Source organism: Burkholderia sp. MSHR3999 (assembly GCF_000833595.1).
Classification (GTDB): Bacteria; Pseudomonadota; Gammaproteobacteria; order Burkholderiales; family Burkholderiaceae; genus Burkholderia; species Burkholderia ubonensis.
The window spans coordinates 1,330,449-1,357,186 of record NZ_JRFO01000006.1 but is presented as its reverse complement, the minus strand read 5'-3'; the positions used below and the strand labels follow the sequence as shown (position 1 = coordinate 1,357,186).

General features: G+C 69.2%; 27 protein-coding genes, 1 tRNA gene and 1 pseudogene. 14 read left to right on the top strand and 15 right to left on the bottom strand.

What is annotated here, in order from left to right:
* Nucleotides 1-55 precede the first annotated feature (55 nt).
* Nucleotides 56-1,021: an NAD(P)-dependent oxidoreductase gene (locus tag KY49_RS23485; protein WP_256098812.1), complete on the bottom strand. Its 966-nt coding sequence runs from the start codon at nucleotides 1,019-1,021 to the stop codon at nucleotides 56-58.
* Here KY49_RS23485 and KY49_RS23480 point away from each other — a divergent pair.
* Nucleotides 1,020-1,763 carry a Mut7-C RNAse domain-containing protein gene (locus KY49_RS23480; protein ID WP_042586812.1) on the top strand — a complete coding sequence of 248 codons (744 nt, stop codon included), beginning with the start codon at nucleotides 1,020-1,022 and terminating at the stop codon, nucleotides 1,761-1,763. The genes KY49_RS23485 and KY49_RS23480 overlap by 2 nt on opposite strands.
* Before the next feature lie 83 nt (nucleotides 1,764-1,846).
* Here KY49_RS23480 and KY49_RS39315 read toward each other — a convergent pair whose 3' ends face one another.
* The gene (locus tag KY49_RS39315; protein ID WP_010097315.1) at nucleotides 1,847-2,080 is read right to left on the bottom strand and encodes a hypothetical protein; all 234 of its coding nucleotides are present in this window, start codon (nucleotides 2,078-2,080) and stop codon (nucleotides 1,847-1,849) included.
* Between the two features lie 310 nt (nucleotides 2,081-2,390).
* On the opposite strand from KY49_RS39315, the gene KY49_RS23470 reads away from it, so the two are divergent.
* Genes KY49_RS23470 through KY49_RS23455 form a run of 4 tightly spaced genes read left to right on the top strand, consistent with a single transcriptional unit; the run spans nucleotide 2,391 to nucleotide 6,662 of the window.
* Nucleotides 2,391-3,599 (top strand): efflux RND transporter periplasmic adaptor subunit, encoded by a 1,209-nt coding sequence (locus tag KY49_RS23470; protein ID WP_042586811.1) that lies wholly within the window; start codon nucleotides 2,391-2,393, stop codon nucleotides 3,597-3,599.
* 1 nt (nucleotide 3,600) lies between these two features.
* Nucleotides 3,601-4,311, top strand: a complete 711-nt coding sequence (locus KY49_RS23465; RefSeq protein WP_042586810.1) for an ABC transporter ATP-binding protein — start codon at nucleotides 3,601-3,603, stop codon at nucleotides 4,309-4,311.
* A 21-nt stretch (nucleotides 4,312-4,332) separates the two neighbouring features.
* Complete coding sequence (locus tag KY49_RS23460) at nucleotides 4,333-5,487, top strand: ABC transporter permease (protein WP_042586809.1); 1,155 nt, start codon at nucleotides 4,333-4,335, stop codon at nucleotides 5,485-5,487.
* A gap of 8 nt (nucleotides 5,488-5,495) precedes the next feature.
* Complete coding sequence (locus KY49_RS23455; RefSeq protein WP_042586808.1) at nucleotides 5,496-6,662, top strand: ABC transporter permease; 1,167 nt, start codon at nucleotides 5,496-5,498, stop codon at nucleotides 6,660-6,662.
* 12 nt (nucleotides 6,663-6,674) lie between these two features.
* Here KY49_RS23455 and KY49_RS23450 read toward each other — a convergent pair whose 3' ends face one another.
* The gene (locus tag KY49_RS23450; RefSeq protein WP_042586807.1) at nucleotides 6,675-7,397 is read right to left on the bottom strand and encodes a glutathione S-transferase family protein; all 723 of its coding nucleotides are present in this window, start codon (nucleotides 7,395-7,397) and stop codon (nucleotides 6,675-6,677) included.
* A 106-nt stretch (nucleotides 7,398-7,503) separates the two neighbouring features.
* On the opposite strand from KY49_RS23450, the gene KY49_RS23445 reads away from it, so the two are divergent.
* Nucleotides 7,504-8,409 carry a LysR substrate-binding domain-containing protein gene (locus tag KY49_RS23445; protein WP_042586806.1) on the top strand — a complete coding sequence of 302 codons (906 nt, stop codon included), beginning with the start codon at nucleotides 7,504-7,506 and terminating at the stop codon, nucleotides 8,407-8,409.
* Nucleotides 8,410-8,454: 45 nt separating this feature from the next.
* Entirely contained in the window at nucleotides 8,455-9,876 is a 1,422-nt protein-coding gene (locus KY49_RS23440; protein WP_042586805.1) for an enolase C-terminal domain-like protein, read from the top strand.
* Nucleotides 9,877-9,954: 78 nt separating this feature from the next.
* On the opposite strand, the gene KY49_RS23435 is transcribed toward KY49_RS23440, so the two are convergent.
* The 5 genes from KY49_RS23435 to KY49_RS23415 all read right to left on the bottom strand — a co-directional run bounded on the left by KY49_RS23435 (nucleotide 9,955) and on the right by KY49_RS23415 (nucleotide 12,386).
* A tRNA-Ala gene (locus KY49_RS23435) sits at nucleotides 9,955-10,030 on the bottom strand.
* 51 nt (nucleotides 10,031-10,081) lie between these two features.
* The gene (locus KY49_RS23430; RefSeq protein ID WP_042586804.1) at nucleotides 10,082-10,426 is read right to left on the bottom strand and encodes a c-type cytochrome; all 345 of its coding nucleotides are present in this window, start codon (nucleotides 10,424-10,426) and stop codon (nucleotides 10,082-10,084) included.
* Nucleotides 10,423-11,208: a BON domain-containing protein gene (locus KY49_RS23425; protein ID WP_042586941.1), complete on the bottom strand. Its 786-nt coding sequence runs from the start codon at nucleotides 11,206-11,208 to the stop codon at nucleotides 10,423-10,425. Before KY49_RS23425 ends, KY49_RS23430 begins: the two co-directional genes overlap by 4 nt.
* 17 nt (nucleotides 11,209-11,225) lie before the next feature.
* Nucleotides 11,226-11,810: an SIS domain-containing protein gene (locus KY49_RS23420; RefSeq protein ID WP_042586803.1), complete on the bottom strand. Its 585-nt coding sequence runs from the start codon at nucleotides 11,808-11,810 to the stop codon at nucleotides 11,226-11,228.
* Between the two features lie 126 nt (nucleotides 11,811-11,936).
* Nucleotides 11,937-12,386, bottom strand: coding sequence for a YraN family protein (locus KY49_RS23415; protein WP_370445469.1), 450 nt, complete (start codon nucleotides 12,384-12,386; stop codon nucleotides 11,937-11,939).
* 46 nt (nucleotides 12,387-12,432) lie between these two features.
* Here KY49_RS23415 and rsmI point away from each other — a divergent pair, with 46 nt between their 5' ends.
* Nucleotides 12,433-13,311, top strand: a complete 879-nt coding sequence (gene rsmI / locus KY49_RS23410) for a 16S rRNA (cytidine(1402)-2'-O)-methyltransferase (RefSeq protein WP_042586801.1) — start codon at nucleotides 12,433-12,435, stop codon at nucleotides 13,309-13,311.
* 84 nt (nucleotides 13,312-13,395) lie between these two features.
* Here rsmI and KY49_RS23405 read toward each other — a convergent pair whose 3' ends face one another.
* A complete protein-coding gene (locus KY49_RS23405) occupies nucleotides 13,396-14,001 on the bottom strand; it encodes a septal ring lytic transglycosylase RlpA family protein (RefSeq protein ID WP_042586940.1) in 606 nt (201 codons plus the stop codon).
* Between the two features lie 634 nt (nucleotides 14,002-14,635).
* Between KY49_RS23405 and KY49_RS23400 the strand changes: the two genes are divergently transcribed.
* The 3 genes from KY49_RS23400 to KY49_RS23390 all read left to right on the top strand — a co-directional run bounded on the left by KY49_RS23400 (nucleotide 14,636) and on the right by KY49_RS23390 (nucleotide 16,486).
* Nucleotides 14,636-15,280, top strand: coding sequence for an MBL fold metallo-hydrolase (locus KY49_RS23400; protein WP_042586800.1), 645 nt, complete (start codon nucleotides 14,636-14,638; stop codon nucleotides 15,278-15,280).
* Nucleotides 15,277-15,936 (top strand): exonuclease, encoded by a 660-nt coding sequence (locus KY49_RS23395; RefSeq protein ID WP_042586799.1) that lies wholly within the window; start codon nucleotides 15,277-15,279, stop codon nucleotides 15,934-15,936. Before KY49_RS23400 ends, KY49_RS23395 begins: the two co-directional genes overlap by 4 nt.
* 79 nt (nucleotides 15,937-16,015) lie before the next feature.
* Nucleotides 16,016-16,486, top strand: coding sequence for an Lrp/AsnC family transcriptional regulator (locus KY49_RS23390; protein WP_006477376.1), 471 nt, complete (start codon nucleotides 16,016-16,018; stop codon nucleotides 16,484-16,486).
* A 17-nt stretch (nucleotides 16,487-16,503) separates the two neighbouring features.
* Here KY49_RS23390 and KY49_RS23385 read toward each other — a convergent pair.
* The 3 genes and pseudogenes from KY49_RS23385 to KY49_RS23375 all read right to left on the bottom strand — a co-directional run bounded on the left by KY49_RS23385 (nucleotide 16,504) and on the right by KY49_RS23375 (nucleotide 19,212).
* A pseudogene (locus KY49_RS23385) lies at nucleotides 16,504-17,672 on the bottom strand (cation diffusion facilitator family transporter).
* A 235-nt stretch (nucleotides 17,673-17,907) separates the two neighbouring features.
* Nucleotides 17,908-18,201, bottom strand: coding sequence for an H-NS histone family protein (locus tag KY49_RS23380; RefSeq protein WP_010092987.1), 294 nt, complete (start codon nucleotides 18,199-18,201; stop codon nucleotides 17,908-17,910).
* A gap of 351 nt (nucleotides 18,202-18,552) precedes the next feature.
* Nucleotides 18,553-19,212, bottom strand: a complete 660-nt coding sequence (locus tag KY49_RS23375) for a HugZ family pyridoxamine 5'-phosphate oxidase (RefSeq protein WP_042586939.1) — start codon at nucleotides 19,210-19,212, stop codon at nucleotides 18,553-18,555.
* Nucleotides 19,213-19,377: 165 nt separating this feature from the next.
* On the opposite strand from KY49_RS23375, the gene KY49_RS23370 reads away from it, so the two are divergent.
* Nucleotides 19,378-20,580: an MFS transporter gene (locus KY49_RS23370; protein ID WP_042586798.1), complete on the top strand. Its 1,203-nt coding sequence runs from the start codon at nucleotides 19,378-19,380 to the stop codon at nucleotides 20,578-20,580.
* A gap of 93 nt (nucleotides 20,581-20,673) precedes the next feature.
* On the opposite strand, the gene KY49_RS23365 is transcribed toward KY49_RS23370, so the two are convergent.
* Together KY49_RS23365 and KY49_RS23360 are read right to left on the bottom strand one after the other, a co-directional pair.
* Nucleotides 20,674-21,816, bottom strand: a complete 1,143-nt coding sequence (locus tag KY49_RS23365) for a branched-chain amino acid ABC transporter substrate-binding protein (protein WP_042586797.1) — start codon at nucleotides 21,814-21,816, stop codon at nucleotides 20,674-20,676.
* A 380-nt stretch (nucleotides 21,817-22,196) separates the two neighbouring features.
* The gene (locus KY49_RS23360; RefSeq protein WP_042586796.1) at nucleotides 22,197-23,276 is read right to left on the bottom strand and encodes an NAD(P)H-dependent flavin oxidoreductase; all 1,080 of its coding nucleotides are present in this window, start codon (nucleotides 23,274-23,276) and stop codon (nucleotides 22,197-22,199) included.
* Nucleotides 23,277-23,508: 232 nt separating this feature from the next.
* On the opposite strand from KY49_RS23360, the gene KY49_RS23355 reads away from it, so the two are divergent.
* Nucleotides 23,509-24,201: a dienelactone hydrolase family protein gene (locus KY49_RS23355; RefSeq protein ID WP_042586795.1), complete on the top strand. Its 693-nt coding sequence runs from the start codon at nucleotides 23,509-23,511 to the stop codon at nucleotides 24,199-24,201.
* 56 nt (nucleotides 24,202-24,257) lie between these two features.
* Nucleotides 24,258-25,730 (top strand): amidase, encoded by a 1,473-nt coding sequence (locus KY49_RS23350; protein WP_042586794.1) that lies wholly within the window; start codon nucleotides 24,258-24,260, stop codon nucleotides 25,728-25,730.
* Between the two features lie 155 nt (nucleotides 25,731-25,885).
* Here the strand turns inward: KY49_RS23350 and metF are convergent, their stop codons facing one another.
* Nucleotides 25,886-26,716, bottom strand: a complete 831-nt coding sequence (metF, locus tag KY49_RS23345) for a methylenetetrahydrofolate reductase [NAD(P)H] (protein ID WP_010092999.1) — start codon at nucleotides 26,714-26,716, stop codon at nucleotides 25,886-25,888.
* Between the last annotated feature and the right edge of the window lie 22 nt (nucleotides 26,717-26,738).

Sequence of the window (26,738 nt, the reverse complement as noted above, 5' to 3'; positions counted from 1 at the left end):
GAAAGGACGATTATGCCGGCTGCGGCGCGGATTTGTCCCGCGCCGCCCGCCCGCTTCAGCGGCCCGCCCGGCGCGACGCGACCTCGCCGAGCACCGCGAAGTCCAGCTCGCCGCCGCCGTGCGCGAGCGCATCGAGCAGGTTGTCGCGCACGAGGCTCGCGACCGGCAGCGGCACCGACACCGCGTCGCCCGCCTCGAGCGCGAGCCGGACGTCCTTCAGGCCGAGGCGCGCCTTGAAGCGCGCCGGCTCGTAGCGCCGCTCGGCGATCATCGCGCCGTAGCCTTCGTACACGGGCCCCGGGAACACGCTGTGGGTGATCACGTCGAGGAAATCACGCATCGCGACGCCGTGCCCGGCGAGCAGCGCGGACGCCTCGCCGAGCGTCTCGATCGCCGACGCCAGCGTGAAATTCGCGGCGAGCTTCGCGACGTTCGCATGCTGCGGCAGCGAGCCGAGCCGCCAGGTCTTCTGGCCGATCGCGTCGAACAGCGGCTGCATCCGGTCGATCGCTTCCGCCGGGCCGGCCGCCATGATCGTCAGGCGCGCCGCCGCCGCGACGTCCGGCCGCCCCATCACGGGCGCCGCGACATAGTCGAGGCCGCGCGACGCATGCGCGTGCGCGAGCGACTCGGCGAGCGCGACGGAAATCGTCGCCATGTTGACGTGGATCAGGCCGCGCGGCGCCTGCGCGAGCAGCGCGTCGTCGAAAACGCCGCGCGCGGCGGCATCGTCGGCGAGCATCGAGAACACGGCGTCGCCGCGAAACGCGTCCGCCGGCGTGCCGACCGCCTGCGCGCCCAGCGCGACGAGCGGCTCGGTCCGCTCGCGCGAACGGTTCCAGACCCGCACCTGATGCCCCGCCTTCAGCAGGTTCGTCGCGATCGCCTGCCCCATTTCGCCCAGCCCGATAAATCCGAGATCCATCGCACGCTCCTTCGACAAGTGAAGCCGCGAGTTAAACACAATCGCGTGCAGCCTGCAGGCAGCGCCGCCGCTCGCACGATGCGATACTGCGCGCATGGCGACCGCGACCTTCCGTTTCCACGGCGAACTGAACGCGTTCCTTGCGCGAACGCTGCGCGACCGCGCGTTCGCCCGCGCGTGCGGCAGCGCGGCGAGCGTCAAGCACATGGTCGAGGCGCTCGGCGTGCCGCATACGGAAGTCGGGCGGCTGTGCGTGAACGGCGCGCCGGCGCCGTTCGACCGGCGGCTCGCGGACGGCGACCGCGTCGACGTCTACCCGGAACGCGCGCCGCAACCGGCGGACGGCGCCCGCGCGCCGGCGCCGCCGGACTGGCGCTTCGTCGCCGACGCGCACCTCGGCGGCCTCGCGCAACTGCTGCGCCTCGCCGGCTTCGACACCTGCTACGACAATCATTTCAGCGACGACGAAATCGCCGTGCTCGCCGCGCGGGACGGCCGCATCGTCCTCACCCGCGACCGCGAGCTGCTCAAGCGGCGCGCGGTCGCGCGCGGCTGCTACCTGCATGCGCTGCAGCCGGCCGCGCAGTTGCGCGAGCTGTTCGCGCGGCTCGATCTGGCGCCGCACATGCGGCCGTTCCGCCTGTGCCTGCGCTGCAACGCGCCGCTGCATCCGCTGAGCGCCGAAGACGCGGCCCTGCGCGTGCCCGATGGCGTGCGGCAGCGCCACCGCCGCTTCGCCGCCTGCGACGTGTGCCAGCGCGTGTTCTGGGAAGGCTCGCACTGGCGGCGCATGCGCACGGTCGTCGACGCGATGCGCGCGGTCGCGCCCGAGGCCTGAAAAAACACAACCCCGCATGCGGGAACATGCGGGGTTGCCGGGTCTGCAATTGGCGGCCGGAAGCCCGGCCTCGAGCGCGCGACTTAGTTTTGCATGCCCTTGTCGTCCGTGCCGGCGGCCGATGCCGCCGCGGCCTTCGCCTTGCCCTTCGCCGAGCCGTGCTGCTTCAGCTGGTGCTTCGGCTTGGTGTGGTCCTTCTTCATCGGCGCCGATGCGGCTGCCGGCGCTTCGGCAGCCGGCGCCGAAGCCTGTGCGAATGCCGAAACCGATGCGAGTGCGAATGCCGCGGTCATGATCGAAGCGAGCGTCTTCTTCATCGTTCTTCCTCTGTCAGGGAAAAAAATCAAACGAACCGGTATGAAAAGATGCGAGGCATCCGCATCGGAACGCCAGCCGCGGCCGGGACGGCCTTCGCCTTCCCCGCGCGACGAATTCTGGCGCACTGGCTGCATAACGCCCCGTCGTCGCGGCGAGTTGACAGGTCGCCCGCAGCATCCGGGCTTTCCCTGACGCACCGCACCGCCGCGCAAGAAGCGCCCGTCGCCGGCCGTCGATACGACGCTATACTTGGCCAGGCTTGCGTCCCTTCCCCGAAACCGGCCCGCGACCGCCACGAGGCGCTCCCAATTGCCCGATCACAATCTGGACAGGTTGAAAATCGACCGGCCGCCGCTCACCGCGGCCGCGCAGCGACGGCACCCGTGGCGCCGCCATGCGGCCATCGCGCTCGTCGTCGCCGTCGCCATCGGCGCGTGGTTCGCGCTGACCGGCCGGCAGACGGTCGAGACGACGACCGTCACCTCCGCCTATCCGTTCCAGAACGACACGCTGCTCAACGCGACCGGCTACGTCGTGCCGCAGCGCAAGGCCGCGGTCGCGTCGAAAGCCCAGGGCCGCGTCGAATGGCTCGGCGTGCTCGAAGGCACGCGGGTGAAGGAAGGCGAGGTGATCGCGCGCCTCGAGAGCCGCGACGTCGCGGCCGCGCTCGGGCAGGCGCTGGCGCAGGTCAAGGTCGCGCAAGCCAACCTGGCGCTGCAGCAGGCCGAACTGAAGGACGCCGACATCGCGTTCCATCGCACCGAAATCCTCGCGCCGAAGGGCGCGGTGCCGGCGGCGCAGTACGACACCGATCTCGCGCGCGTCAACAAGGCGCGGGCCTCCGTCAACAGCGGCCGGGCCGCGATCGCGTCGGCCGAGGCCAACGCGCAGGCCGCGCAGGTCGCGGTCGACCAGACCGCGATCCGCGCGCCGTTCGACGGCGTCGTGCTCGAAAAGCATGCGAACGTCGGCGACAACATCACGCCGTTCTCGTCCGCGTCGGACAGCAAGGGCGCGGTCGTGACGATCGCCGACATGGCCACGCTCGAGGTCGAGGCGGACGTCGCGGAATCGAACATCGCGCGGATTCGCGTCGACCAGCCGTGCGAGATCCTGCTCGATGCGCTGCCGGACCAGCGCTTCGCCGGCCGCGTGTCGCGCATCGTGCCGACGGTGGACCGCTCGAAGGCGACCGTGCTGGTCAAGGTGCGCTTCGTCGAGCGCGACGAGCGCGTGCTGCCGGACATGAGCGCGAAGATCGCGTTCCTGTCGAAGCCCGTGTCGGCGCAGGACAAGCAGCCCGTGACGGCGGTGCAGGCCGGCGCGGTCGCCGAGCGCGACGGCCGCAAGGTGGTGTTCGTCGTGAAGGACGACGTCGTGCGCGAGACCGCCGTGACGACCGGCGCGCGGATCGGCGAACTCGTCGCGATCCGCGGCGTGCGCCCGGGCGACACGCTCGTGCTGGCGCCGGGCGCAAAGCTCAAGGACGGCGCGAAGGTGACCGTCGCGAAGAAATAGCGTGAATACCGCGCCGTCCGCCCTGCCCGCCCCGCTCGTCGAGATCAGCCACGTCGCGAAGTCGTACCGGCGCGGGGTGCAGACCGTGCCGGTGCTGACCGACATCACGCTCGACATCGGCGAAGGCGATTTCGTCGCGCTGATGGGGCCGTCGGGCTCCGGCAAGAGCACACTGCTCAACCTGGTCGCCGGCATCGACCGGCCCGACAGCGGCGAGCTGCGCGTCGGCGGCCTCGACATCACGCGGCTGGCGGAAGCGGCGCTGGCCGACTGGCGCGCCGCCCACGTCGGCTTCATCTTCCAGTTCTACAACCTGATGCCGGTCCTCACCGCGTTCGAGAACGTCGAGCTGCCGCTGATGCTCACGCGCCTGCCGCGCCGCGAGCGGCGCGAGCGCGTCGAGCTGGTGCTGGACATGGTGAGCCTCGCGAACCGGATGGACCATTACCCGTCGGAGCTGTCCGGCGGCCAGCAGCAACGCGTCGCGATCGCGCGCGCGCTGATCACCGATCCCGCGCTGATCGTCGCCGACGAGCCGACCGGCGATCTCGACCGCGCATCCGCCACCGAGGTGCTGGCGCTGATGCAGCGCCTGAACGCGGAGCTCGGCAAGACCATCATCATGGTGACCCACGACGCGCACGCGGCCGGCGCGGCGAAGGCGCTCGTGCATCTGGAAAAAGGGGAGCTGACCAATGGCCGGGCCCGCTGAGCGCGCTCGCGGAGCCGCACGATGTACGTGCTGAAGCTGATCGTGCGCAACGCGCTGCGGCACAAGCTGCGCACGCTGCTGACCGTGTTCGGCCTGACCGTCGCGGTGCTGGCGTACGGCCTGCTGCACACGGTCGTCGACGCGTGGTACGCGGGCGCCGCCGCGGCGTCCAACGCGCGGCTCGTCACGCGCAACGCGATCTCGCTCGTGTTTCCGCTGCCGGTGAGCTACGAGAACCGGATACGCGGCGTCGACGGCGTGACGATCGTCGCCCGCTCGAACTGGTTCGGCGGCATCTACCGGGAGCCGAAGAACTTCTTCGCGCAGTTCGCCGTGTCGGACAACTATCTCGACCTGTATCCGGAGTTCATCCTGAGCGCGCAGCAGCGCGCCGACTACCAGCGCGACCGCAAGGGCTGCCTGATCGGGCGGCAGCTCGCGAGCCAGTTCGGCTTCAAGGTCGGCGACGTGATCCCGATCAAGGGCACGATCTACCCCGGCACCTGGGAGTTCGTCGTGCGCGGCATCCTGGACGGGCGGGACGAATCGACGATCACGCGGCAGCTGATCTTCCACTGGGACTACCTGAACGAGCGGGTGCGCAAGACGACGCCGCGGCAAGCCGACCAGGTCGGCGTGTACGTGTTCGGGATCGCCGACCCGGACGATGCCGCCGCGATCTCCCGCAACGTCGACGCCGTGTTCAAGAACTCGCTCGCCGAGACCCTCACCGAAACCGAGCAGGCGTTCCAGCTCGGCTTCGTCGCGATGTCGAACCAGATCATCGCGGCGATCCGCGTGGTGTCCTACGTGGTGATCGTGATCATCATGGCCGTGATGGCCAATGCGATGGCGATGAGCGCGCGCGAGCGCACGACCGAATACGCGACGCTCAAGGCGCTCGGCTTCGGCCCCGGGTTCCTCGCGCTGCTCGTGTTCGGCGAATCGCTCGTGATCGCCGCGATCGGCGGCAGCCTCGGCATGCTCGCGATGCCGCCGGCGGCGCACCTGTTCAAGCAGGCGACAGGCGGCGTGTTCCCGGTCTTCAACGTGTCCGCGCAGACGATCGCGCTGCAGGCCGCCTGCTCGCTCGCGGTCGGCGTCGCGGCCGCGCTCGTGCCGGCGTGGCACGCGGCGCGGGTGCGCGTCGTCGAAGGCCTGCGGGCGATCGGCTAGGCGCCGCGATGGCCATTCCGTTCGCCTACATCGCGCGCAACCTGTGGGCCCGCCGGCTGACCACCGTGCTCACCGCGGGCGGGATGGCGCTCGTCGTGTTCGTGTTCGCGACCGTGCTGATGCTCGACGCGGGCCTCACGAAGACGCTCGTGTCGACCGGCGAGCCCGACAACGTCGTGGTGATCCGCAAGGGCGCGGAAACCGAGGTGCAGAGCGCGATCGACCACAAGCAGGCCAACGTCATCGAGATGCATCCGTCGGTCGCGCTCGGCGCCGACGGCCGGCCGCTGGCGTCGAAGGAGGCGGTGGTGCTCATCTCGCTCGCGAAGGCCGCGACCGGCAAGCCGTCGAACGTGGTGATCCGCGGCGTGTCGCCGGCGGGGATCGGGCTGCGCCCCCGCGTGCGGCTCGCGGCCGGGCGCATGTTCAACCCCGGATCGTCCGAGATCGTCGTCGGCAGCGCGATCGCGAAAGGCTTCAGCGGCACGCGGATCGGCGACCGGCTGCGCTTCGCGCAGCGCGACTGGACCGTCGTCGGCCACTTCGATGCCGGCGGCAGCGGCTTCGATTCGGAGATCTGGGGCGACGTCGACCAGCTGATGCAGTCGTTCCGGCGCACCGGCTATTCGTCGATGATCGTGCGCATCGCGCAGGCCGATGCGTTCGCGCGCTTCAAGGCCGACATCGACGTCGATCCGCGGCTCGCCGACGAAGCCAAGCGCGAGCAGGCGTTCTACGGCGACCAGTCGCGGGCGCTGTCGACCTTCATCAACATCCTCGGCATCACGCTGTCGTCGATCTTCTCGATCGCGGCGATGATCGGCGCGATGATCACGATGTACGCGTCGGTGGCCAACCGGGTCGCGGAAATCGGCACGTTGCGCGCGCTCGGCTTCAAGCGCGCGAACTTGCTCGCCGCATTCCTGCTCGAGGCGCTGCTGCTCGGCCTCGTCGGCGGCGTCGCCGGGCTGGGCTGCGCGGCGCTGATGCAGTTCGCGTCGTTCTCGACGACGAATTTCCAGACCTTCTCGGACCTGTCGTTCCGCTTCGTGCTCACCCCGGCCATCGTCGTGAAGACGCTGCTGTTCTCGCTCGCGATGGGGCTGATCGGCGGCTTCCTGCCGGCGATGCGCGCCGCGCGGATGAATATCGTCGACGCGCTGCGGGCGCGGTGACGGCTGCCGCCGTCAGGCCGGCGCGGACGCCGGCGCGAGCCGGGCGAGCGGGAGCGCGGCATCGAGCGCCACGTGCCCTTCGAACGCCGTCGAGGCCGGCAGCGCCCGCTCGTCCTCGATCGCGTGGGCAAATTGCACGCCCGGGTCGTCGCCGAGCCGCGCGCGCAATTCCGCGATGCGCGGGAACGCGGCGCCGTCGAACACCTGGTGATAATCGGCCCAGCGGGCGAGACCCGCGAAATACGCATCGGCGAGCGTGCGCTGCCGGCCGAGCAGCCACGGGCCGTCGCCGAGCATCGCCTCGAGCTGCCGGTGCGCGCGCATCACGCGGTTGCGGCCGTATGCCTGCAGGACCTCCTTTTCCGTGCCTTCGCTGGCGTGCTCGTACACGTACCAGAGCGCGCCGAACGCGCTGAAGAACGTGGTGTTGAGGTACGCCAGCATCCGGTTCAGCCGGTCGAAATCGTGCGTGCCCTGCCGGAACGCGAGACCGGCGCCGGACGCCTGCGCGCCGATATGGTTGAGGATCGCCATGCTCTCGGTCAGCACGTTGCCGGCCTCGGTGATGAACGCCGGCGTCTCGGCGACCGGGTTGAGCTCGAGGAACGCGTCGCTCGTCACGAGGTCGGGCATCGTGATGCGAGAGAGCCGGTAAGGACGGCCGGCCCACTCGAGCGCGACGATCGAGCCGAACGAGCAGCCTGCGGGAACACCGTAGAAAAGGATCGGAGACATCGGACATATCCGGGTGATTGAACGAGTTCGAATGCTCTCATTTCGAACGCTGCCGCTGTAGCCGGTAAAATCGAAACCCGTCGTTTCTCCATGTGGACGTTGACCGGTGAATCTGAACGATCTCTATCTCTTCGTGCAGGCGGTCGAAGCCGGCAGCATGTCCGCGGCCGCCCGCCTGCTCGACTTGCCCAAGTCGACGGTGAGCAAGCGCGTCGCCGAGCTCGAGCGCACGCTCGGCGCGCGGCTCGTGCACCGCACGTCGCGCAGCTTTCGCCTGACGCCGGTCGGCGCCGACTTCTTCCAGCACGCCCGCGCGGCGGTGATCGAGGCGGAGAGCGCGCGGGACGCGGTGCTGCGGCAGGCCGCCGAGCCGCGCGGGGTCGTCCGCATCACGAGCTCGGTGCCCGTCGCGCAGCATTTCCTCGCGCCCTGCCTGCCGGCGCTCGCCGCCGCCCACCCGAAGCTGCAGCTCCAGATCCATGCGAGCGACCGGCTCGTGGACCTCGCTCAGGAAGGCTTCGACATCGCGGTGCGCAGCCATTTCGCGCCGCTGCCCGACTCCGCGCTGGTGCAGCGCCCGCTCGCGGTTTCGCCGATCATCCTCGTCGCGTCGCCGGCCTATCTCGCGCGCTGCGGCGAACCGGCCGAGCCGGCCGGGCTCGCGCAGCACGACGGCCTGTATCCGGGCCTGCAATCCGCCCCGTGGCGCATGGGCCGCGGGGGCGACAGCGACGACGGCGTCGAGATTGCGCCGCGCCCCCGCCTGCATGCCGACGAATCGACGCTGCTGCTGCAGGCGGCCGTCGCCGGCCTCGGCATCGCGTGCCTGCCGGACTGGCTCGCCGGCGACGCGCTGCGAACGGGCGCACTCGTGCGCGTGCTGCCCGCGTGGCACGCCGGGCAGGTGACCACGACGCTGCTGATGCCGCACCGCCGCGGCCAGTTGCCCGGCGTGCGCGCCGCGGTCGAGTTCCTCGTGCGGCACGTGGCCGGCGCGCACGAACGGGCATAGCGCGGCGATTCAAAATCTGCATCGATCAAGACCAGGAGCCAAGCAATGTCCGAACCCCGCAGCGCCGGCCCGACGCCGGACACCCCGCTGGTGACCCGCATGCAGGTGATTCCGGTCGCCGGGCGCGACAGCATGCTGCTGAACCTGTGCGGCGCGCATGCGCCGTTCTTCACCCGCAACCTCGTGATCCTCGCCGACAGCAGCGGGCGGACCGGCGTCGGCGAAGTGCCGGGCGGCGAAGGGATCCGCCAGGCGCTCGAGCGCATGACCGGTCTCGTGGTCGGCCAGCCGATCGGTCGCTACCAGGCGACGCTCAACGCGGTGCGCGCCGCGCTGTCCGGCGGCGGCGCGGCGGGCCCGGCGGCCGGCCGCGCGATCCGGCACGAGGTGACGTCGGCCGGCGAGGCCGCCGTGCTGCGGCAGCCGCACGAGATCAACCTGCGGCTGGACAACGTGATCACCGCGATCGAGGCCGCGCTGCTCGACCTGCTCGGCCAGTGCCTCGACGTCCCGGTCGCGGCGCTGCTCGGCGAAGGCCAGCAGCGCGACGCGGTGCCGATGCTCGCGTACCTGTTCTACGTCGGCGACCGTCGCCGCACGGATCTGCCGTATCGCGACGAAGCGCACGCGCCGGCCCCGTGGTTCCGGCTGCGCAACGAAGCGGCGCTCACGCCGGCCGCGATCGCGCGGCAGGCAGAGGCGGCGGTCGAGCGCTACGGCTTCGCCGATTTCAAGCTGAAGGGCGGCGTGATGGCAGGCGCGGACGAGATGGAGGCGATTGCCGCGATCAAGTCGCGCTTTCCCGATTCGCGTGTGACGCTCGACCCGAACGGCGCGTGGTCGCTCGATGAAGCGGTCGCGCTGTGCCGCGGACAGGGTCGCCTGCTCGCGTACGCGGAAGACCCGTGCGGCCCGGAAGCCGGGTATTCGGGACGCGAGGTGATGGCCGAATTCCGCCGCGCGACCGGCATCCCGACCGCGACCAACATGATCGCGACCGACTGGCGGCAAATGGATCACGCGATCCGCCTGCAGGCGGTCGACATCCCGCTCGCCGATCCGCACTTCTGGACGATGCAGGGCTCGGTGCGGCTCGCGCAGCTGTGCCGCGACTGGGGGCTCACGTGGGGCTCGCACTCGAACAATCACTTCGACGTGTCGCTCGCGATGTTCACGCATGCGGCCGCCGCCGCGCCGGGCGCGATCACCGCGATCGATACGCACTGGATCTGGCAGGAAGGCGATGCGCGGCTCACGCGCGAGCCGCTCGCGATCGTCGGCGGGCAGGTGGCCGTGCCGGAGCGGCCGGGGCTCGGGATCGAGCTCGACATGGCGCAGGTGGAGGCCGCGCACGCGCTGTACCGGCAGGTCGGCGGCACGGCGCGCGACGATGCGGTCGCGATGCGCTGCCTCATGCCGGGGTGGACTTATGATCCGAAAAGGCCGAGCTTTGTGCGGGGTGTCTGACGGCACGAGCAGCGGCGCGGCATCGAGCAGCGCAAACGAAAAGGGCTCGATCTTGCGATCGAGCCCTTCGGATTCTGTTGGTGGAGCGGAGGAGGATCGAACTCCCGACCTTCGCATTGCGAACGCGACGCTCTCCCAGCTGAGCTACCGCCCCAACAAGCAAACATCATACACACACTTTCGCGCGCGTGGCAATAGTGTCAAATTACTTCGACGGCGCGCCTGCCAGCACCCATTCGACGACCGAGCGGACGTCCGCATCGCTCATGCGCGGATGCGCGGGCATCGGAATCGCGCCCCACACGCCGGAGCCGCCCTCCTTCACCTTCTTCGACAGCTTCGCGACCGCCTGCGGATCGCCCTTGTAGCGCGCCGCGATGTCCTTGAACGATGGGCCGACCAGCTTGCGGTCGACCGCGTGGCAGCCCATGCACGCATTGCCGCGCGCGACCTTGAGACCGTCGCCGACGTCCGCGTGCGCGATCGCGCCGAACGTGCTTGCCAGCAGCGCCGCGGCTGCGGCGCCCTTGATCCACTGCTTCAGCTTCATTGCGGTGCCGCCTTCGGGTTGCCCGGATGAACGTTGGTCGAATTCGAGATCGGCGCGGGCGACTGCAGCGGCGTTGCCTGCACCGACGCGTCGGGCACCGCGCCGACCGTCGCGCCGTCAGCCGCCGCCGCGGACGCGCCGCTCGCAGGGGCCGCCGCCTGCAGCGCCTGCGCATCCTGCGGCTTGATGTACTGGAACACCTTCACGACCTTCTCGACGCCCGGCACCTGGCTCGCGACTTCCGCGCCGCGGTTGCCTTCGTCGACCGTGACGAGCCCCATCAGGTACAGGTTGCCGCGCTCGCTGACAACCTTGTAGTTGTTCGCGGAAAGCCCCTTCGTCGCGATCAGTGCGGTCTTCACGCGCCCTTCGAGATACGAGTCGTTCGCGCGATCCGACAACGAGCTGGCCGGCCCGACCGCCAGCTCGTTGACGATGCCGTTCACGTTGTTGATGCCGCGCACGATTTCCTCGGCGCGCTGCTTCGACGCATCGTTCGGCACTTCGCCCGTCAGCAGCACGCGGCGGTTGAACACGGTCACGCCCACGTGCGACTGGTCCGGCAGGCCGTTGTTGATCTGCGTCGTCGCCTTGAGCTGGATCTCGCGGTCTTCCGTCTGCGCGCCGAGCGTGCGGCGGTCGGTCGCGATCAGCGCGCCGCCGCCGGCCGCGGCGCCCACCACCCCGAGCACGCAGCCCTGTAGCGACACGGCGAGACCGGCCGTCAGCGCGGCCAGCAGCGTGGTTCTGACGAGCGTCTGTTGGACGCGGCTTTTTTTCATCGACGGCTCTCCTTCGTTCAATCCTCACCCAGCAGCATCGCGTCGATGCCGTCGCACAGGCAGTGGATGGTCAGCAGATGGATTTCGTGAATGCGCGCCGCCCGGTCGGCCGGCACGCTGATCGGAATGTCGGTGTCGGACAGCGCGGCCGCCAGCGCCAGGCTGCTGCCGCCGGTGAGCGCGACCACCGTCATCTCGCGCTCGTGCGCCTCGTCGACGGCGGCCAGCACACGCGGCGACGCGCCGGTCGGGTCCAGCACGAGCAGGATGTCGCCGGTCTGACCGAGCACGCGCACCTGCTGCGCAAACAGCTGATCCGGCGCCAGCGCGCCAGTCAGGCCGGCATGGGACGCGTCGGTGGCGAGCACGATCGCCGGCAGGCCCGGGCGCTCGCGCTCGAAGCCGCCGACCAGCGACACGGCGAGGTAGTGCGCGGCGGCGGCCGACGGGCCGTCGCCGCATGCGACGATCTTGTTGCCGTTCGCCAGCGCGGCGAACATCGCGTCGACCGCGGCCGCGATCGGCAGCGACAGCGCGTCGCCGGCTTCGACGTGAAGCGCTGCGCTGTCGTGGAAATGTTGCTGAATACGTTCGACTGACATCGATTCCTGATCAGGTGCTATGCGTGATGGGGCATCGCGCGACATCGTGAGTGCGGCGAGTTTACCGTACTCCGCGGCCTCGCCCCGGAGGCCGGCAGAACTCTTTACATCTGGTCACAGCTCGCGTTACGAGTCGTCCGCGCGAAACGCGTCGCGCAGCCACACGAGCTGCACGGCCTCGAACGCGACCACGTCGAAGCGGCATGGCGCGCCTGCGCCGTGCCGCGCCCAGAAGCGCAGGGCCGCCGCGACGAGCCGCGTGCGCTTGCGCCAGCCGACGCTCGCCGCCGCGCCGCCGTGCCGGACGCTGCGCCGCGCGCGCACCTCGACGAACACCAGCGTGCCGTCCGGCTCGCGCATCACGAGATCGAGCTCGCCGCCGCGCATCGTCACGTTCGCCGCGACGAACACGAGCCCGCGGCGCTCGAGGAACTGCCGCGCCCGCGTCTCGAACGCCGCGCCGACCGACTTGGATCGCGCCGCGCCGGAAAAGTTGTCCGCGCGCGCAGCCGGCTGCCCATCCGCGCGCGACGGCGCACGTCCGCCGCCCGATCCGGCCGGCGCCCCGTGGCACAATGCCGACCTTGTTCCGCTTGCGCCGCGACCGCGCGCGTTGCCCGCCATGACTGCCCTCCTCGAACTTGCGCACTCGCAGCACTACCCGAGCGCCGCGCTCTACATCGTCGCGACGCCGATCGGCAATACCGCCGACATCACGCTGCGCGCGCTCCACGTGCTCGGCCTCGCCGACCGCATCGCCGCCGAAGACACCCGCAACACCGGCCAGCTGCTCGCCCGCTACGGGATCTCGAAGCCGCTCGTCGCCGCGCACGAGCACAACGAACGCGAAGCCGCGCTGCGCGTGATCGAGCACCTGCGCGCGGGCGAACGCGTCGCGTATGTGTCGGATGCCGGCACGCCGGGCATCTCGGACCCCGGCGCGCGGCTCGTCGACGCGGTGCGCGCGGCCGGCTTCGCGGTGATTCCGCTGCCGGGCGCAAGCGCGGCCGTGACCGCGGTGAGCGTCGCCGGCGACTGGGCCGGCGCGTTCACGTTCGCGGGTTTCCTGCCGCCGAAGGCGAAGCAGCGCGCCACCGCACTGCAGGCGCTCGCCGCGCACCCATACGCGCTCGTGTTCTACGAAGCGCCGCACCGGATCGTCGAGACGGTCGCCGCGCTCGCGGACGCGTTCGGCTCCGCGCGCCGGCTGCTGATCGCGCGCGAACTGACCAAGCTACACGAACAGCTGTTCCAGGGCACCCTGGCCGAAGGGCTGACGTGGCTCGAAGGGGACGCGAACCGGCAGCGCGGCGAGTTCGTGCTCGTCGTCGAAGGCGCGCCGGCCGACCAGGGCGCGGCCGACGACACCGCGCACGACGCGCTGCTCAGGCTGCTGCTGGAAGAGGTGCCGGTGAAGAGCGCGGCCAGGCTCGCGGCCGCGCTGACGGGCGCGTCGCGCAACACGCTGTATGCGCGCGCGCTCGCGCTGAAGGACGGTTGAGCGACAGCGCCGCGGAAACGACAAAGGGCTGCCGATGGCAGCCCTTTGTCGTTTGGCCCGCTGGCGGCAGCGGGAGCCGTCGCGTTACTTGGTCGAGATCGACGCGAGCATTTCGTCGCGCGCTGCGCGCGCTTCCTGCGGCGACAGCCCTTCGATCTTCACGCGCCCGGTGCCGGCATGCACGAGGCCGATCACCTTGGCGGCCGCGTACGACAGGTCGAGCACGCGACCACGCTTGAACGGCCCGCGGTCATTGACCTTGACGACGACCCACTTGCCGGTCGACGCGTTCGTCACCTTGATGTACGACGACAGCGGCAGCGTCCGGTGAGCGGCCGTGAACGCGTTCATGTTGAAGCGCTCGCCGTTCGCGGTGCGGCGGCCGTGGAAGCCGCGGCCGTACCACGACGCCCGGCCGGTCTGGCGGAAATCGGATACGTCGGCGCCGTCGATCGGCTGCGCATCGGCGAGCGACGCGCCCTTGGCTTCCTTGCTGTCGGCAGCCGGCATCGTCGCCAGCGCCGAATCGAAATTCAGTTGCGGGCTGTTGTCCGCGCCTGCGGCGGCGGTCGTCCTGACCGCGTTCTTCTGGTTCGTGTTGCTGCTCGTCTGACTGGGCGGCACGGCACAGCCCGTCAGCGCGAAAAATACAGCCAAAGTTCCGAATCGGCTCGGAAATCGAAATTTCATCGACGTGTCGCCTTCTGGTTCGGGCCGCGTCTTCACAACATTGCTATGCGGCCCGGACGGCAAATGCGCGCAACGCCCCGCTCGAACACGAGCAGGCGGCTAGCATGGACGCGGCTATCGTACTCGCCGCAACCGTCCTGATTAGCTTTCACGTCTGGCGCAACCTGTCCCCGGCAGCCTGACCAGACCCCACATGCCGCCATCGAACATGGCTTTCACGTTCGCGCGCGTCGATACAGCCAACGCACAGGAACGGCGGCACAGGCCTCATCCGGCGGCGCGGCAGCAAGGCCGCGGCGGGCGCGCAGCACCCGGCCGGACAAGACGTGAGCACCGAACACTCGGTGCTGGATTCACCGCCGGACTCCCCGGCGGCCGATGCTTTGACGGTGCTCATGACCCCGTGTCAATCGGGGTTCGAACACCAGCTGATTGCGTAAACTTCACGCAGGATGCGCGCCATTATACAGAATTCAAAAACGTGCCTCGAAAACCGCCGTCGGCGCACCATCGATTCTCGCCATGGCCGTAACAATCGGCATGCCCGCGAGCACATCGCGCGGCCCGCGCGGCGCGGCCGACCGGCCGCGTGTTCGCCCGGTACAATCGGACCTTTCAACCCGCCGGTGCTTCCATGAAAGTCACGCTCATCCCGGTCACGCCGTTCCAGCAGAACTGCTCGCTGCTCGTCTGCGAGGCGACCGGCCGCGCCGCCGTCGTCGATCCCGGCGGCGATCTCGAACGGATCGAACAGGAAGTCGCCCGCCAGAACGTGCAGGTCGAGAAGGTGCTGCTCACGCACGGGCACATCGATCACTGCGCGGGCGCGAAGGCGCTCGCGACCCGCTACGGCGTGCCGATCGAAGGGCCGCAGGAAGACGAGCGCTTCTGGATCGAGAAGCTGCCGACGCAGAGCGAGCGCTTCGGCTTCCCGGCCGCGGACGCGTTCGAGCCCGACCGCTGGCTGAACGACGGCGATACCGTGCAGTTCGGCGACGAGACGCTCGAGGTCTACCACTGCCCGGGCCACACGCCGGGCCACGTCGTGTTCTTCAGCCGGCCGCACCGGCTCGCGATCGTCGGTGACGTGCTGTTCGCGGGCTCGATCGGCCGCACCGATTTCCCGCGCGGCAACCACGCCGACCTCGTCCGCTCGATCAAGGAGAAGCTGTGGCCGCTCGGCGACGACGTCACGTTCGTGCCCGGCCACGGCCCGGTCTCGACGTTCGGCGACGAGCGCCGCACGAATCCGTTCGTTTCGGACAAGGTATTTGGATGAACCAGAAGGCGATTCAGGAAATCTACGTCAGCACCGACGTCGAGGCCGACGGCCCGATTCCCGGCCCGCACTCGATGCTGAGCTTCGCGTCGGCCGCGTACACCGAGGACAAGCAGCTGATCGCGACGTTTTCCGCGAACCTCGAGACGCTGCCCGGCGCGCAGCCGCATCCGGTGCAGGACGCGTGGTGGAAGACCCAGCCCGACGCGTGGGCCGCGTGCCGGCGCGACCTGCAAGCGCCGGAAGCGGCGCTCGTCGCCTACGTCGACTGGGTCGAGGCGCTGCCCGGCAAGCCGGTGTTCGTCGCGATGCCGGCCGGCTTCGATTTCACCTTCATGTTCTGGTACATGATGCGCTTCGCCGGCCGCTGCCCGTTCTCGTGGTCGGCGCTCGACATCAAGACGCTCGCGTTCGCGATGACGGGCCTGCCGTACCGCAAGGCGATCAAGCCGCGCTTCCCGAGGCACTGGTTCGACGATCACCCGCACACGCACGTCGCGCTCGACGACGCGATCGAGCAAGGCGCGCTGTTCTGCAACATGCTCGCCGACCTGCGCGTGCAGCAGGCCGCGCTCGCGGCGCGGGCGCCCGCCGCCGACTCGGCGGCAGACGACGGCCCGGCGGGACAAAATCCTACGGACCCGCGCGCAAATTAGCGAATCTCCCTCAGCGGCGGCGCATCGGATTGCCTTTCCTTTCGCGCCCCTCTAACATTCGGAGTGTTGTAGCTGCCGCATGGAGGCGCAGGTGACGCTCGATTCCTTTTCGCAAAAAATCCTTCGCCTGTTGCAGCTCGACGCGCGCCGTTCAGTCCAGGAAATCTCCGACCAGGTCGGCCTGTCGAGCACGCCGTGCTGGCGCCGCATCAAGGACATGGAGCAATCCGGCGTGATCCAGCGCTACACCGCGCTGCTCGATCGCGAAAAGCTCGGCCTGCACGTGTGCGCGCTCGCGCACGTGCACCTGACCCGTCACAACGAGGGCGGCGTCGAGCAGTTCGAGCGCGAGATCGCGACCTGCCCGGAAGTCACCGAGTGCTACAGCACGACCGGCGAAGCCGATTACATCCTCAAGATCGTCGCGCCCGACATCAAGGCATACGACGTATTCCTGCACGAACGCATCTTCAAGATTCCCGCGGTGTCGCAGGTGCGCACGAGCGTCGTGCTGCGCGAGATCAAGTTCGATACGCAGTTGCCGCTCTAAGCGCGAACCGCTCCCCGTCACGGACGCTCCGGCACCGCCCGCGTGAAACCGATCCGGCGCGCGCCGAACTGGCGCGCCAGCGCGCCGACATCGAGCCGTCCGGCAAGCGCCGCGTCGGCATCGGCGCTTGCGTGCGGATCGGCCGCGAGCGTCACGTCGATCTCGAGCCCCGTGCTCAGGTAGTGGAGATTCACCGTGTCGGCGCGCAGGCCGCGCCGCGCGAGCTCGGCCTCGAGCCGGGCCGCGATCTCGCCGCGCGGCGGCAGCGCGAGCGCCGGCCGGCGCGCCGCGTCGTTCTCCGGATCGACGTGGATCAGCGCATCCAGCACGCGCCGGTCGGACAGCACGCGCGCGCGCGCGCGGTCTCCGCGATGTAGTGCCCTTCCGATACGGAGATCATCGGGTCGACGAGGATATGCGCATCGACGAGCGCCGAGTCGCCCATCTTGCGCGTGCGCAGGTCGTGCACGTCGCGCACGCCGGGCGTGGCCGCGAGCAGCGCGCGAATCTCCGCGGTGTCGGTCTCGTCGAGCGCGCGGTCGGAGAGGTCCTGCAGCGCGTCATAGCCGAACGTCCAGCCCATCCGCGCGACCATGAAGCCGACGATCGCGGCGGCGATCGGGTCGAGCAGCCGCACGCCGGCAAGACTGCCGACGATGCCGATCGCGACCACGAGCGACGACGCGGCATCCGAGCGCGCATGCCATGCATTCGCGACGAGCATGGCCGAACGCACGCGCTGCGCCTCGCGCAGCATGTAGCGGAACAGCGCCTCCTTCGACACCAGCACGGTGACCGCGACGATCAGCGCACTGAAATGCACGGGCGGAATGTCCTCGAGATGCACGAGCCGATCGCCCGCGCGCCACAGCATGCCAATCCCCACCGCAATCAGAATCCCGCCGAGAAACAGCGACGCAACCGTCTCGTAACGGCTGTGCCCGTAATTGTGATCAGCGTCCGGCATTGCACCACTATGGCGATTCGCGACCAGGACGACAAAATCCGAGATCAAATCGGAGATTGAATGGATGCCATCGGCAATCAGCGCCTGCGAATGCGCAATCGTGCCGACCACGATCTGAAACGTCGCCAGCACGACATTGAGCACGATACTGACCAGCGTGCTCTTGCGCGCAACCGCGTGTTTTTCTCCGCCATGCGCGTCGCCGGAAAAGGTGGACATGAAATATGAGATAACGAGATGTGATATCGGATTCTACCAAGGCGCGTTGCACACCATTCCGATAACCCCAAATTTCTCATTTAAATCAATCGGTTATGCGAACGGGTCGCATTTTCATTCACACCGGTTGTGACATTTTCGTGACAGCCGGCGGGCGCCGGCGGCAGCCAAAACAAAAGGCCGCGCTCCAGTCAAGGACACGCGGCCTTTCAGCGCGAGGCTGTCGAACAGGCGCTCAGATTGCAAACTGTTCGCGGTTCTTGCCGGCGATCCAGCGCGGCGGCTTGCCGCGGCCCGACCACGTCGCGCCCGATTCCGGATCGCGGTATTTTGCCGCGACGCCGGCACGCGGACGGCCGACCTTGCCAGCCTTCGCACGGCTCAGGCCGAGCTCGGCGAGCGTAAAGCCGTAGTCGGCGATTTTCTGCTTCACGTCATTGAGGACTTCGGCGTATTCACGCGACTTCGCCTCTTCGATTTGCTTCTCCAGCTTTTCCCGCTGGGCCAGCAGGTCCTTGTAAGAAGACATAGTTTCCCTTTTATCTGACCAATGGTGCCGGTCTTGAGCCGGTTCACCATTCTTGAAATATTTGTGCCTCGGATTTTGAAGGCAGAGATTAGCACAAAACGGAATTGAATGAAGCGGACTCAATGAAAATCCCGAGTTGAATTGCCATTCGGCCGGGTCATTTTGCGTCGTCGCGGCCATTTCTCAATTTTCCACGTCCTTACAGCGAGATTAGGACAAAAGCTGGCGGCTATTAAGACTTTCAGCATACGCAATTACCCTGCATCCGAAAAATCAAAGCTTTCATCAGACGACAGGATCGGAAAAATCGACTTGTATAGTCAACGGAATAAACAATCGACGCCCGCGACGTCACGCCACACGTTGCGCGCATGCAACCAGTTGCGTGCGCAGCGCGCCGGTGTCCGTCTGCGGCGCGTCGAACGCGGTGCGGATCCGCCGGCCGTCGTGCCGCCAGTCGGCGCCGTAGCGGTCGACGCCCAGCAGGTCGAGCCCGGCGCGGCGCACGTCGGCGGCGTCGTATGCGGCCCACAACGCCTGCTCGTCGTCGAAGCCGAGCGGCGCCCGCGCGTCGAGCGCCGCGCCTTCCACCCAGCCCATCCGGCCGAATCCGCCGATATAGCGCAGCCGCTCGACGTCGAGCGCCCAGAACGTGAAATCGCCGAGCGCGAGATAGCGCGCGGCGTCGGGTTCGTAGCGCAGGTAGCGCGCGACGAGATGCGGATCGGCGTCGACCGGCGCGAAGCGGCCGAGCAGCGTCGCGCGCTCGGCGTTCAGCACGTCGCCGTCCGGCGCGTCGACCACGAGAAAGCCCGCACGCGGATCGGCGGCGAGATTGCGCGTGTGCTCGGCGAGGCCGCTCACGAGGATCACGGGCCGGTGGCGCGCGTCCGGCGCGAACGGCACGACCGTCGGGTACGGAAAGCCTTGCGGCTCGCGCGCGTGCGTCGCGAGCGTGCCGAGCGCACAACGGTGCAGCAGGTGCAGGGCGATGGCGGGATCGATGTTCACGAAAACTCCTGCGGTCGAAAGGCGGCGCATCGTGTGCGCCATGGTGGATCGATGTTACTCGTGACAAGCGCCGCGCCAGCGAAATCGTAAGCGCTTCGATAGAATCGGACGAATCTCGGTCGACGTCTCGAACGTTCGACCATTTTTTCATCTGCAGAGCTTGCCGTGTCCGAATCCTCCTCCGACCTCGCGGCCGCGCCCGCCGCGCACCGCGCCCTTTCGCTCCCCGTTCGCCAGCGGGCCCGCACCGCCACGATGGCGCTGTTCTTCGTCGCCGGCATGATGTACGCGTCGTGGGGCGTGCACGTGCCGACCGTGCGCGACAAGTTCGCGCTGAGTCCCGCGCTGCTGTCCATCGCGCTGTTCGCGGTGGCCGGCGGCTCGATCGCCGCGATGCTGACCGTCGCGCGCTGGATCGCGCGCGTCGGCTCGCGCACCGCGTGCCTCGCGGGCGGCCTCGTGATGTCGGCGTGCGCGGCGCTGATCCTCGTGGTGCCCGACTATCCGCTGCTGCTCGCGGTGCTCGCGCTGTTCGGCTTCTCGATGGCGACGCTCGACGTCGCGATGAACGCCGAGGCGAGCGCGGTCGAAATCGCGATCGGCAGGCCGATCATGTCGGCGCTGCACGGGATGTTCAGCGTCGGCGGGATGGCGGGCGCGGCGGCCGGCGGCGCGCTGCTGTCGGCCGGCATGGCGCCGGCCGTGCATCTCGCGCTCGCGGCGGCCGTCAGCGCGGCGGTGCTGCTCGCCGCGTGCCCGTCAGTGCTGCCGCACGTCCCGCATCACGCGCACGCGCACGGCGGCGGCAACCGCTGGCGCTCGCCCGCGCTGTGGATGCTCGGCGGCATCGCGCTCGTGGCGCTCATCGCCGAAGGCGCGATGTACGACTGGGCGACCGTCTACATGCGCGACGTCGTCGCGGCCAGCCCCGCGCTCGCGAGCGCCGCGTATGCGGCCTTCTCCGGCGGCATGGCGGCCGCGCGCTTCGCCGGCGATGCGGTGCGCGCGCGCTTCGGCGCGCCGCAGCTCGTGTTCGCGAGCGCGTCGCTCGCATGCGCGGGGATGATCGGCGCGCTGCTGCTGCCGCACCCGGCCGCGGTGCTGACGGGTTTCACGCTGATGGGCCTCGGGCTCGCGAACATGATGCCGGTGCTGTTCGCCGCGGCCGCGCGCGTGAAGGGCATCCATGCGGCCGAAGGCCTCGCGCACGTGGCCGGCCTCGCCTATTTCGGACTGCTGTTCGGTCCGGTCGTGATCGGCGCAGTCGCGCAGGCAGCGAACCTGACGATCGGGCTCGCAGTCGTCGCGCTGTGCGCGGCGCTCGTCGCGGCCGTCGCGCCGAAGGTGCTCGCGCACCTGAAGATCTGACGGCAGGCCGGCACGCAGCGCGTGCCCCGCAAAAAGAAACGCGCATGCGTTGCCGCATGCGCGTTTCTACCCCTGCTGTCGACCGCTCGCTGCTTACATCTTCACTTCGTCGAGGAAGGTCTTCTTGCCGCCCTTGTAGTTGTAGAGCGAAATCACGCCGTGCTTCAGGTCGCCCTTGGAATCGAACGACGTCGTGCCGATCACGCCCGTGTAGTTCGTCTCCGGCATCGCCGCGAGGATCTTCGCCGGATCGGTCGAGTTCGCGCGCTTCATCGCGTCGGCGATGATGTACACCGCGTCATACGTGAACGGCGCGTAGATCTGGATCGGCTGGCCGAAGCGCTTCTCGTACTTCGCCTTGAACGCGGCGCCGCCCGGCATCTTCTCGAGCGAAGCACCCGCTTCCGAGCACACGACGTTGTCGGTCGCGTCGCCGGCCAGGTCGGCCAGCTTCTCCGTGCACACGCCGTCGCCCGCGAGGATCTTCGCGCGCAGGCCGAGCTGCTTCGCCTGCTTCGCGAACGGGCCGCCCGTCGCGTCCATGCCGCCGTACATGATCGCGTCCGGATTCTCGCCCTTGATCTTGGTCAAAATCGCGCGGAAGTCGACCGCCTTGTCGTTCGTCGCGTCGTGCGACATCACCTTCAGGCCGAGCGACTTGGCCTTCTTCTCGAACTCGTTCGCGAGACCCTGGCCGTAAGCGGTCGAATCGTCGACCACCGCGACGCTCTTGATGCCCTTCGAATGCGCGTAGTTCGCAAGTGCCGGGCCCTGCTGCGCATCGGTCGCGACGACGCGGTACGTCGTCTTGAAGCCTTGCTGCGTGTAAGCCGGGTTGGTCGCCGACGGCGAGATCTGCACGATGCCGGAATCGCTGTAGATCTTCGACGCCGGGATCGAGGTGCCCGAGTTCAGGTGGCCGACCACCGCGGCGACCTTGTCGTCGACGAGCTTTTGCGCGACCTGCGTCGCCTGCCGCGGGTCGGCTGCGTCATCCTGCGCATCGAGCTGCAGCGTGATTTTCTGTCCGCCGACCGTGAGACCCTTCGCGTTGATTTCCTCGACGGCGAGACGCGCGCCGTTTTCATTGTCCTTGCCGAGGTGTGCAATGCCGCCCGTCAACGGCGCGACGTGGCCGATCTTGACGACTTGATCGGCGGACGCGTTGCCTGCGGCAGCAACGCACAGCGTTGCCGCTGCGGCGATCGGCAGCAGCTTTTGCATCTTGATATTCATATAAGTCTCCAGTTTCGATCCCCAAAAACGCCATCGCCCGGTGCCCCGCTGCCATCCCTGTGCTTGCCATCACTGGACGATTCGCCGGTTGCATCGTTCATGCACTTGGCCTCAAGCACGCGAAGCGGCCGCTTTTAGCAGCCGCCCACCCGTACTTGCGCCGAAGTGTAGGTGATCAAATTAATTTGTGGGACTTTTTTGGGGTAGTGATAACACTACCGACGCAAGCATGTATCAGGCCACCCTCGCGCCTCGCCGCAACGCCCGCCGGTTAAGGGTTACCGCTAGTTCTGACACCTTATTGAAAGGCTTTTACAAGGCGCTCGCGCAACATTTCCGATGATCATTTTAAGCATTGGATCGCGACGCCGGACGCGCGCTCAGCGCGCCGCCGCACGCCATTCGGCGTCGAGCGCATCGATCAGTTGCGACGTCGTCAGTGCGTCGCCGCGCCGCCGCGCGAGCGGCGCGCCCTGCCCGGCCCACAGCGACAGATAGTCGCCGTCGTTGGCGCGCGCGGCGGCCTGGCGCAGCGGCTGCGTCAGCGCGTTCTGCACCGGATACGGCGCGACGTCGCCGGGACGCTCGCCGAGCCGCGCCATCAGCGTGTTGCGCAGCCCGCGCGCATGACGCCCGGTGATCGCGCGCGTGACCTGCGTCGACGTGTCCGTGCTCGCGAGCAACCGCGCTTTCCAGTCGGCGGCGATCGCGCTTTCCGCGCACGTCAGGAACGCGGTGCCGAGCTGCGCGGCCTGCGCGCCGAGCGCGAGCGCCGCCGCGATGCCGCGGCCGTCCATGATGCCGCCCGCGGCGAGCACGGGCAGCCCGGTTGCGTCGACGAGCTGCGGCACGAGCGCGAGCGTGCCGATCAGCGCGTCGTCGGCCGCACCTATGAACGTCCCGCGATGGCCGCCCGCCTCGGCGCCCTGCGCGGACAGCGCGTCGGCGCCGGCCGCCTTCCAGGCGAGCCCTTCCGCGACATGCGTCGCGGTGCCGATCACGTAGGTGCCGGCCGCCTTCAGCCGGGCGACGTCGGCCGCGTCGAGCACGCCGAACGTGAAGCTCGCGACCGGCACGCGCAGCGACACGAGCATGTCGAGCTGTGCACGAAAATCGGGCGCGAAGCGCGCGGGCGCGACGCCCGGCGGCAGGCCGAGCGCCGCGTTGAGCGGATCGATCGCGGCGAGCGCGCGCGCGACCGTCGCCGCGTCGGGGACGAGCTCCGGTAGCACGAACAGGTTGACCGCGAACGGGCGGTCGGTGGCCGCGCGGATCTGCGCGACCTCGTCGGCGAGACGTTCGGGCGCGAACGCGCCGCCGCCGAGGCTGCCGAGCGCGCCGGCATTCGATGCGGCGGCGACCATCGCGGGCGTGGTCGCGCCGACCATGGGCGCCTGCACGAGCGGCAGGCGCAGGCCGAAGCGTTCGGCGAACGGCGTGGACAGGGAGCGGGCTGACATGAGCGGATCCTTCGGTGGCGCGCGAAAGCGCGTTGTAATGGGTCGATGCGTTCGACTCTACCGAAGCGCCGCACCACCGAAAAATGAATAATCGTGAACGGAACGTTCGCTGCGCGAGAAGCGAACGGCGCGCACGGCCACCGCTTCTCGCCGATCGGTGGCACACTAGACCGTCCCTTTTTTCAATTCCGAGAGGCGCGCGCGGCGCGGCCTCGCTTGCCAGGAGTACGACGTGACTGCCCAATGGATCGACATCCCGACCGATAACGACAGCTTCGGCGGCTATCTCGCGCTGCCGCGGCGCGGCAAGGGCCCCGCCGTCATCATCGTGCAGGAGATCTTCGGCGTGAACGCGCATATCCGCTCGGTCGCCGACCAGTACGCGGCCGACGGCTACGTCGCGCTCGCGCCGGACGTGTTCTGGCGCACCCAGCCGCGCATCGAGCTGGCCTACGAAGGCGCGGACCGCGACAAGGGCATCGAGCTGCTGCGGAAGACCGACGTGAACCTCGCGGTCGCGGACATCGCCGCGGCGGCCGACCTGCTGCGCACGCGGCCCGAAGCCGACGGCAAGGTCGCCGCGATCGGCTACTGCTTCGGCGGCCGCCTCGCGTATCTCGCGGCCGCGACCGGCAAAATCGACGCGGCGGTCGCCTATTACGGCGGCGGCATCCAGAACGCGCTCGACGTCGCGGGCAAGGTCACGCAGCCGATCCTGTTCCATTACGCGGAAAACGACCACGCGATCCCGCTGGCGGCGGTCGACCAGGTGAAGGCCGCGTTCGCCGGCCGCGACAACGCCGCGTTCCATCTGTACCCGGGCGCCGAGCACGGCTTCAACTGCGCCGAGCGCGCGTCGTACAACCAGCGCGCAGCGGCGCTCGCGCACGGCCGCACGCTGACGTTCCTGGCCGAGCATCTGTAAGCGGCGCGGCCGCGCCGCATCTTCCATCGCCATACGTCACAACAGGGGTGACAGCGATGCACCCGGACTATCTCGCCCACGACGCGATCGGCCTCGCCGAGCTCGTCCGCCAACGCAAGGTGAGCCCGCGCGAGCTGATCGACGCCGCGATCGGGCAGGCCGAAGCGGTCAATCCCGCGATCAACGCGGTCGTGCTGCAGGATTACGACACCGCGCGCGAGCGCGCCGCCGCGCTGTGCGAATCAGGCGGCCCGTTCGCGGGCGTGCCCTATCTCGTCAAGGATCTCGGCGCGGCGGTCGCGGGGCTGCCGCTGTCGATGGGCAGCCGGCACTACCGGTATTTCGTGCCCGACGCCGATTCGCCGCTGATCGCGAAAAGCCGCGCGGCGGGGCTCAACGTCTTCGGCAAGACCAACACGTCCGAAATCGGCCAGATGCCGTATACCGAGCCGGAGCTGTTCGGCGCGTGCCGCAACCCGTGGAGCCTCGACCACACGCCCGGCGGCTCGAGCGGCGGCGCGGCCGCGGCCGTCGCGGCCGGCATCGTGCCGCTCGCGCACGCGTCCGACGGCGGCGGCTCGATCCGCATTCCCGCGTCGTGCTGCGGGCTGTTCGGCCTCAAGCCGAGCCGCAACCCGGCGCTCGTCGACGTGCCGACGAACGGCGACCTGGTCGTCCAGCACGCGGTCGCGCGCAGCGTGCGCGACAGCGCGCTGCTGCTCGACGTCACGACCGGCCGGCCGCTGCCGCCCGGCGCCCCCGGCACCTTCCTCGGCGCGCTCGACGCGCCGCCCGCCGCGCTGCGGATCGGCCTCGTCACCCACCCGATGCTCGCGCCGGCGCTCGCCGACGACACGCGCGCGGCGCTCGACGACGCCGCCGCGCTCGTCGAGTCGCTCGGCCACCACGTCGAGCCGGCGACGCTGAACCTCGACTACGCGCGCATCGGCGAGACCTTCCTGACGCTGTGGGCGACGATCGCCGAGGAGATGGTGCTCGGCGCGCGCGCGCTGACGGGCCGCACGCCGCAACGCGGCGAATTCGAGGCGGCAACGTGGGCGATGGCCGTGGTCGGCCGGCGGCTCGCGCGCACGCGGCTGCAGGACGTGCTCGAGTGGCAGCGCCAGCTCACCGTGCAGGTCGCGCGCGCCGCCGCGCGCTACGACGTGCTGCTGTGCGCGTCGCTCGCCGGCCCGCCGGTCAAGATCGGCGAGCTGCAGCCGACGCCGTTCGAGCATGCGCAGATGAAGCTGCTCGCGGCGCTGCCGATCAAGCCGCTGCTGAAGGAGATGCTCGCGAAGGCGTCGCAGAAGGCGTTCGCGTGGGCCGGCTGCACCGAGCTCTTCAACCTGACCGGCCAGCCGGCGATGTCGGTGCCGCTCTACTGGAACGCGCGCGGCCTGCCGATCGGCGTGCAGTTCGCCGCGCGCCACGGCGACGACGCACTGCTGCTGAAGCTCGCGCGGCAGCTCGAACAGGCGCGGCCGTGGTTCGACCGCCGGCCGCCGCTGATGCAGGCGCGGGGGTGATGCGCGCGGCGGCGCGTCGATAGCCCGCCGCCCATAGGCTGTGGCCGGTCGCTCGCTGCCGGTCGCCCGTCGCCCGTCGCCCGTATCCGCACACGAAAAAGCCCCGCCGGCAACGCCGGCAGGGCTTCGTCGCAGTCTGCGCAGCCGCGCGGCGCTTACACGCCGAGCCGTTCGCAGATCGTCTTGGTCGCGGCCGCGCTGTTCAGCGTATAGAAATGCAGCCCCGGCACGCCGGCGTCGAGCAGCCGCTGGCACAGGCCCGTGACGACGTCCGCGCCGAATGCGCGAATCGCGTCGCGATCGTCGCCGAAGCTCTCGAGCCGGCGCGCGATCCAGCGCGGCACCTCGGCGCCGCACATCTCGGAGAAGCGCATCAGCTGCGAGAAGTTCGTGATCGGCATGATGCCCGGCACGATCGGCACCTCGACGCCGAGCTTGCGCGCGTCGTCGACGAAGCGGAAATACGCGTCCGCGTTGAAGAAATACTGCGTGATCGCGGAATTCGCGCCGGCCTTCACCTTGCGCGCGAAGTTCTCGAGATCGGCCTTCGGCGAGCGCGACTGCGGATGGTATTCCGGATAGCCGGCGACCTCGATGCGGAACCAGTCGCCGTGCTCCGCGCGGATGAAGCTGACCAGCTCCGACGCGTAGCGCAGCTCGCCGACCTCGCCCATGCCGGACGGCAGGTCGCCGCGCAGCGCGACGATGTGGCGGATGCCGTGCGAGCGGTACTGGTCGAGGATCGCGCGCAGGCTGTCCTTCGACGAGCCGATGCACGACAGGTGCGGCGCGGCCTCGAGGCCGTCCTTCTGCATGTCGAGCACGGTATCGAGCGTGCCCTGCTGCGTCGAGCCGCCGGCGCCGAACGTCACGGAGACGAATTTCGGCTTCAGCGGCAGCAGCTGCGCACGGGTCGCGCGCAGCTTCTCGACGCCTTCCGCCGTCTTCGGCGGGAAGAATTCAAACGAGAGTTCGATCGGTTTCATGATTCAGAAGGCGCTGGACTTG

Coding starts and splice junctions, on each gene's coding strand:
- metF (WP_010092999.1), bottom strand. CDS start 26,716: ATGAAACCGATCGAACTCTCGTTTGAATTCTTCCCGCCGAAGACGGCG.
- KY49_RS23455 (WP_042586808.1), top strand. CDS start 5,496: ATGGCCATTCCGTTCGCCTACATCGCGCGCAACCTGTGGGCCCGCCGG.
- KY49_RS23460 (WP_042586809.1), top strand. CDS start 4,333: ATGTACGTGCTGAAGCTGATCGTGCGCAACGCGCTGCGGCACAAGCTG.
- KY49_RS23360 (WP_042586796.1), bottom strand. CDS start 23,276: ATGTCAGCCCGCTCCCTGTCCACGCCGTTCGCCGAACGCTTCGGCCTG.
- KY49_RS23365 (WP_042586797.1), bottom strand. CDS start 21,816: ATGAATATCAAGATGCAAAAGCTGCTGCCGATCGCCGCAGCGGCAACG.
- KY49_RS23350 (WP_042586794.1), top strand. CDS start 24,258: ATGCACCCGGACTATCTCGCCCACGACGCGATCGGCCTCGCCGAGCTC.
- KY49_RS23425 (WP_042586941.1), bottom strand. CDS start 11,208: ATGAAAAAAAGCCGCGTCCAACAGACGCTCGTCAGAACCACGCTGCTG.
- rsmI (WP_042586801.1), top strand. CDS start 12,433: ATGACTGCCCTCCTCGAACTTGCGCACTCGCAGCACTACCCGAGCGCC.
- KY49_RS23395 (WP_042586799.1), top strand. CDS start 15,277: ATGAACCAGAAGGCGATTCAGGAAATCTACGTCAGCACCGACGTCGAG.
- KY49_RS23380 (WP_010092987.1), bottom strand. CDS start 18,201: ATGTCTTCTTACAAGGACCTGCTGGCCCAGCGGGAAAAGCTGGAGAAG.
- KY49_RS39315 (WP_010097315.1), bottom strand. CDS start 2,080: ATGAAGAAGACGCTCGCTTCGATCATGACCGCGGCATTCGCACTCGCA.
- KY49_RS23430 (WP_042586804.1), bottom strand. CDS start 10,426: ATGAAGCTGAAGCAGTGGATCAAGGGCGCCGCAGCCGCGGCGCTGCTG.
- KY49_RS23480 (WP_042586812.1), top strand. CDS start 1,020: ATGGCGACCGCGACCTTCCGTTTCCACGGCGAACTGAACGCGTTCCTT.
- KY49_RS23390 (WP_006477376.1), top strand. CDS start 16,016: ATGGAGGCGCAGGTGACGCTCGATTCCTTTTCGCAAAAAATCCTTCGC.
- KY49_RS23440 (WP_042586805.1), top strand. CDS start 8,455: ATGTCCGAACCCCGCAGCGCCGGCCCGACGCCGGACACCCCGCTGGTG.
- KY49_RS23400 (WP_042586800.1), top strand. CDS start 14,636: ATGAAAGTCACGCTCATCCCGGTCACGCCGTTCCAGCAGAACTGCTCG.
- KY49_RS23405 (WP_042586940.1), bottom strand. CDS start 14,001: ATGAAATTTCGATTTCCGAGCCGATTCGGAACTTTGGCTGTATTTTTC.
- KY49_RS23420 (WP_042586803.1), bottom strand. CDS start 11,810: ATGTCAGTCGAACGTATTCAGCAACATTTCCACGACAGCGCAGCGCTT.
- KY49_RS23485 (WP_256098812.1), bottom strand. CDS start 1,021: ATGCGCGCAGTATCGCATCGTGCGAGCGGCGGCGCTGCCTGCAGGCTG.
- KY49_RS23450 (WP_042586807.1), bottom strand. CDS start 7,397: ATGTCTCCGATCCTTTTCTACGGTGTTCCCGCAGGCTGCTCGTTCGGC.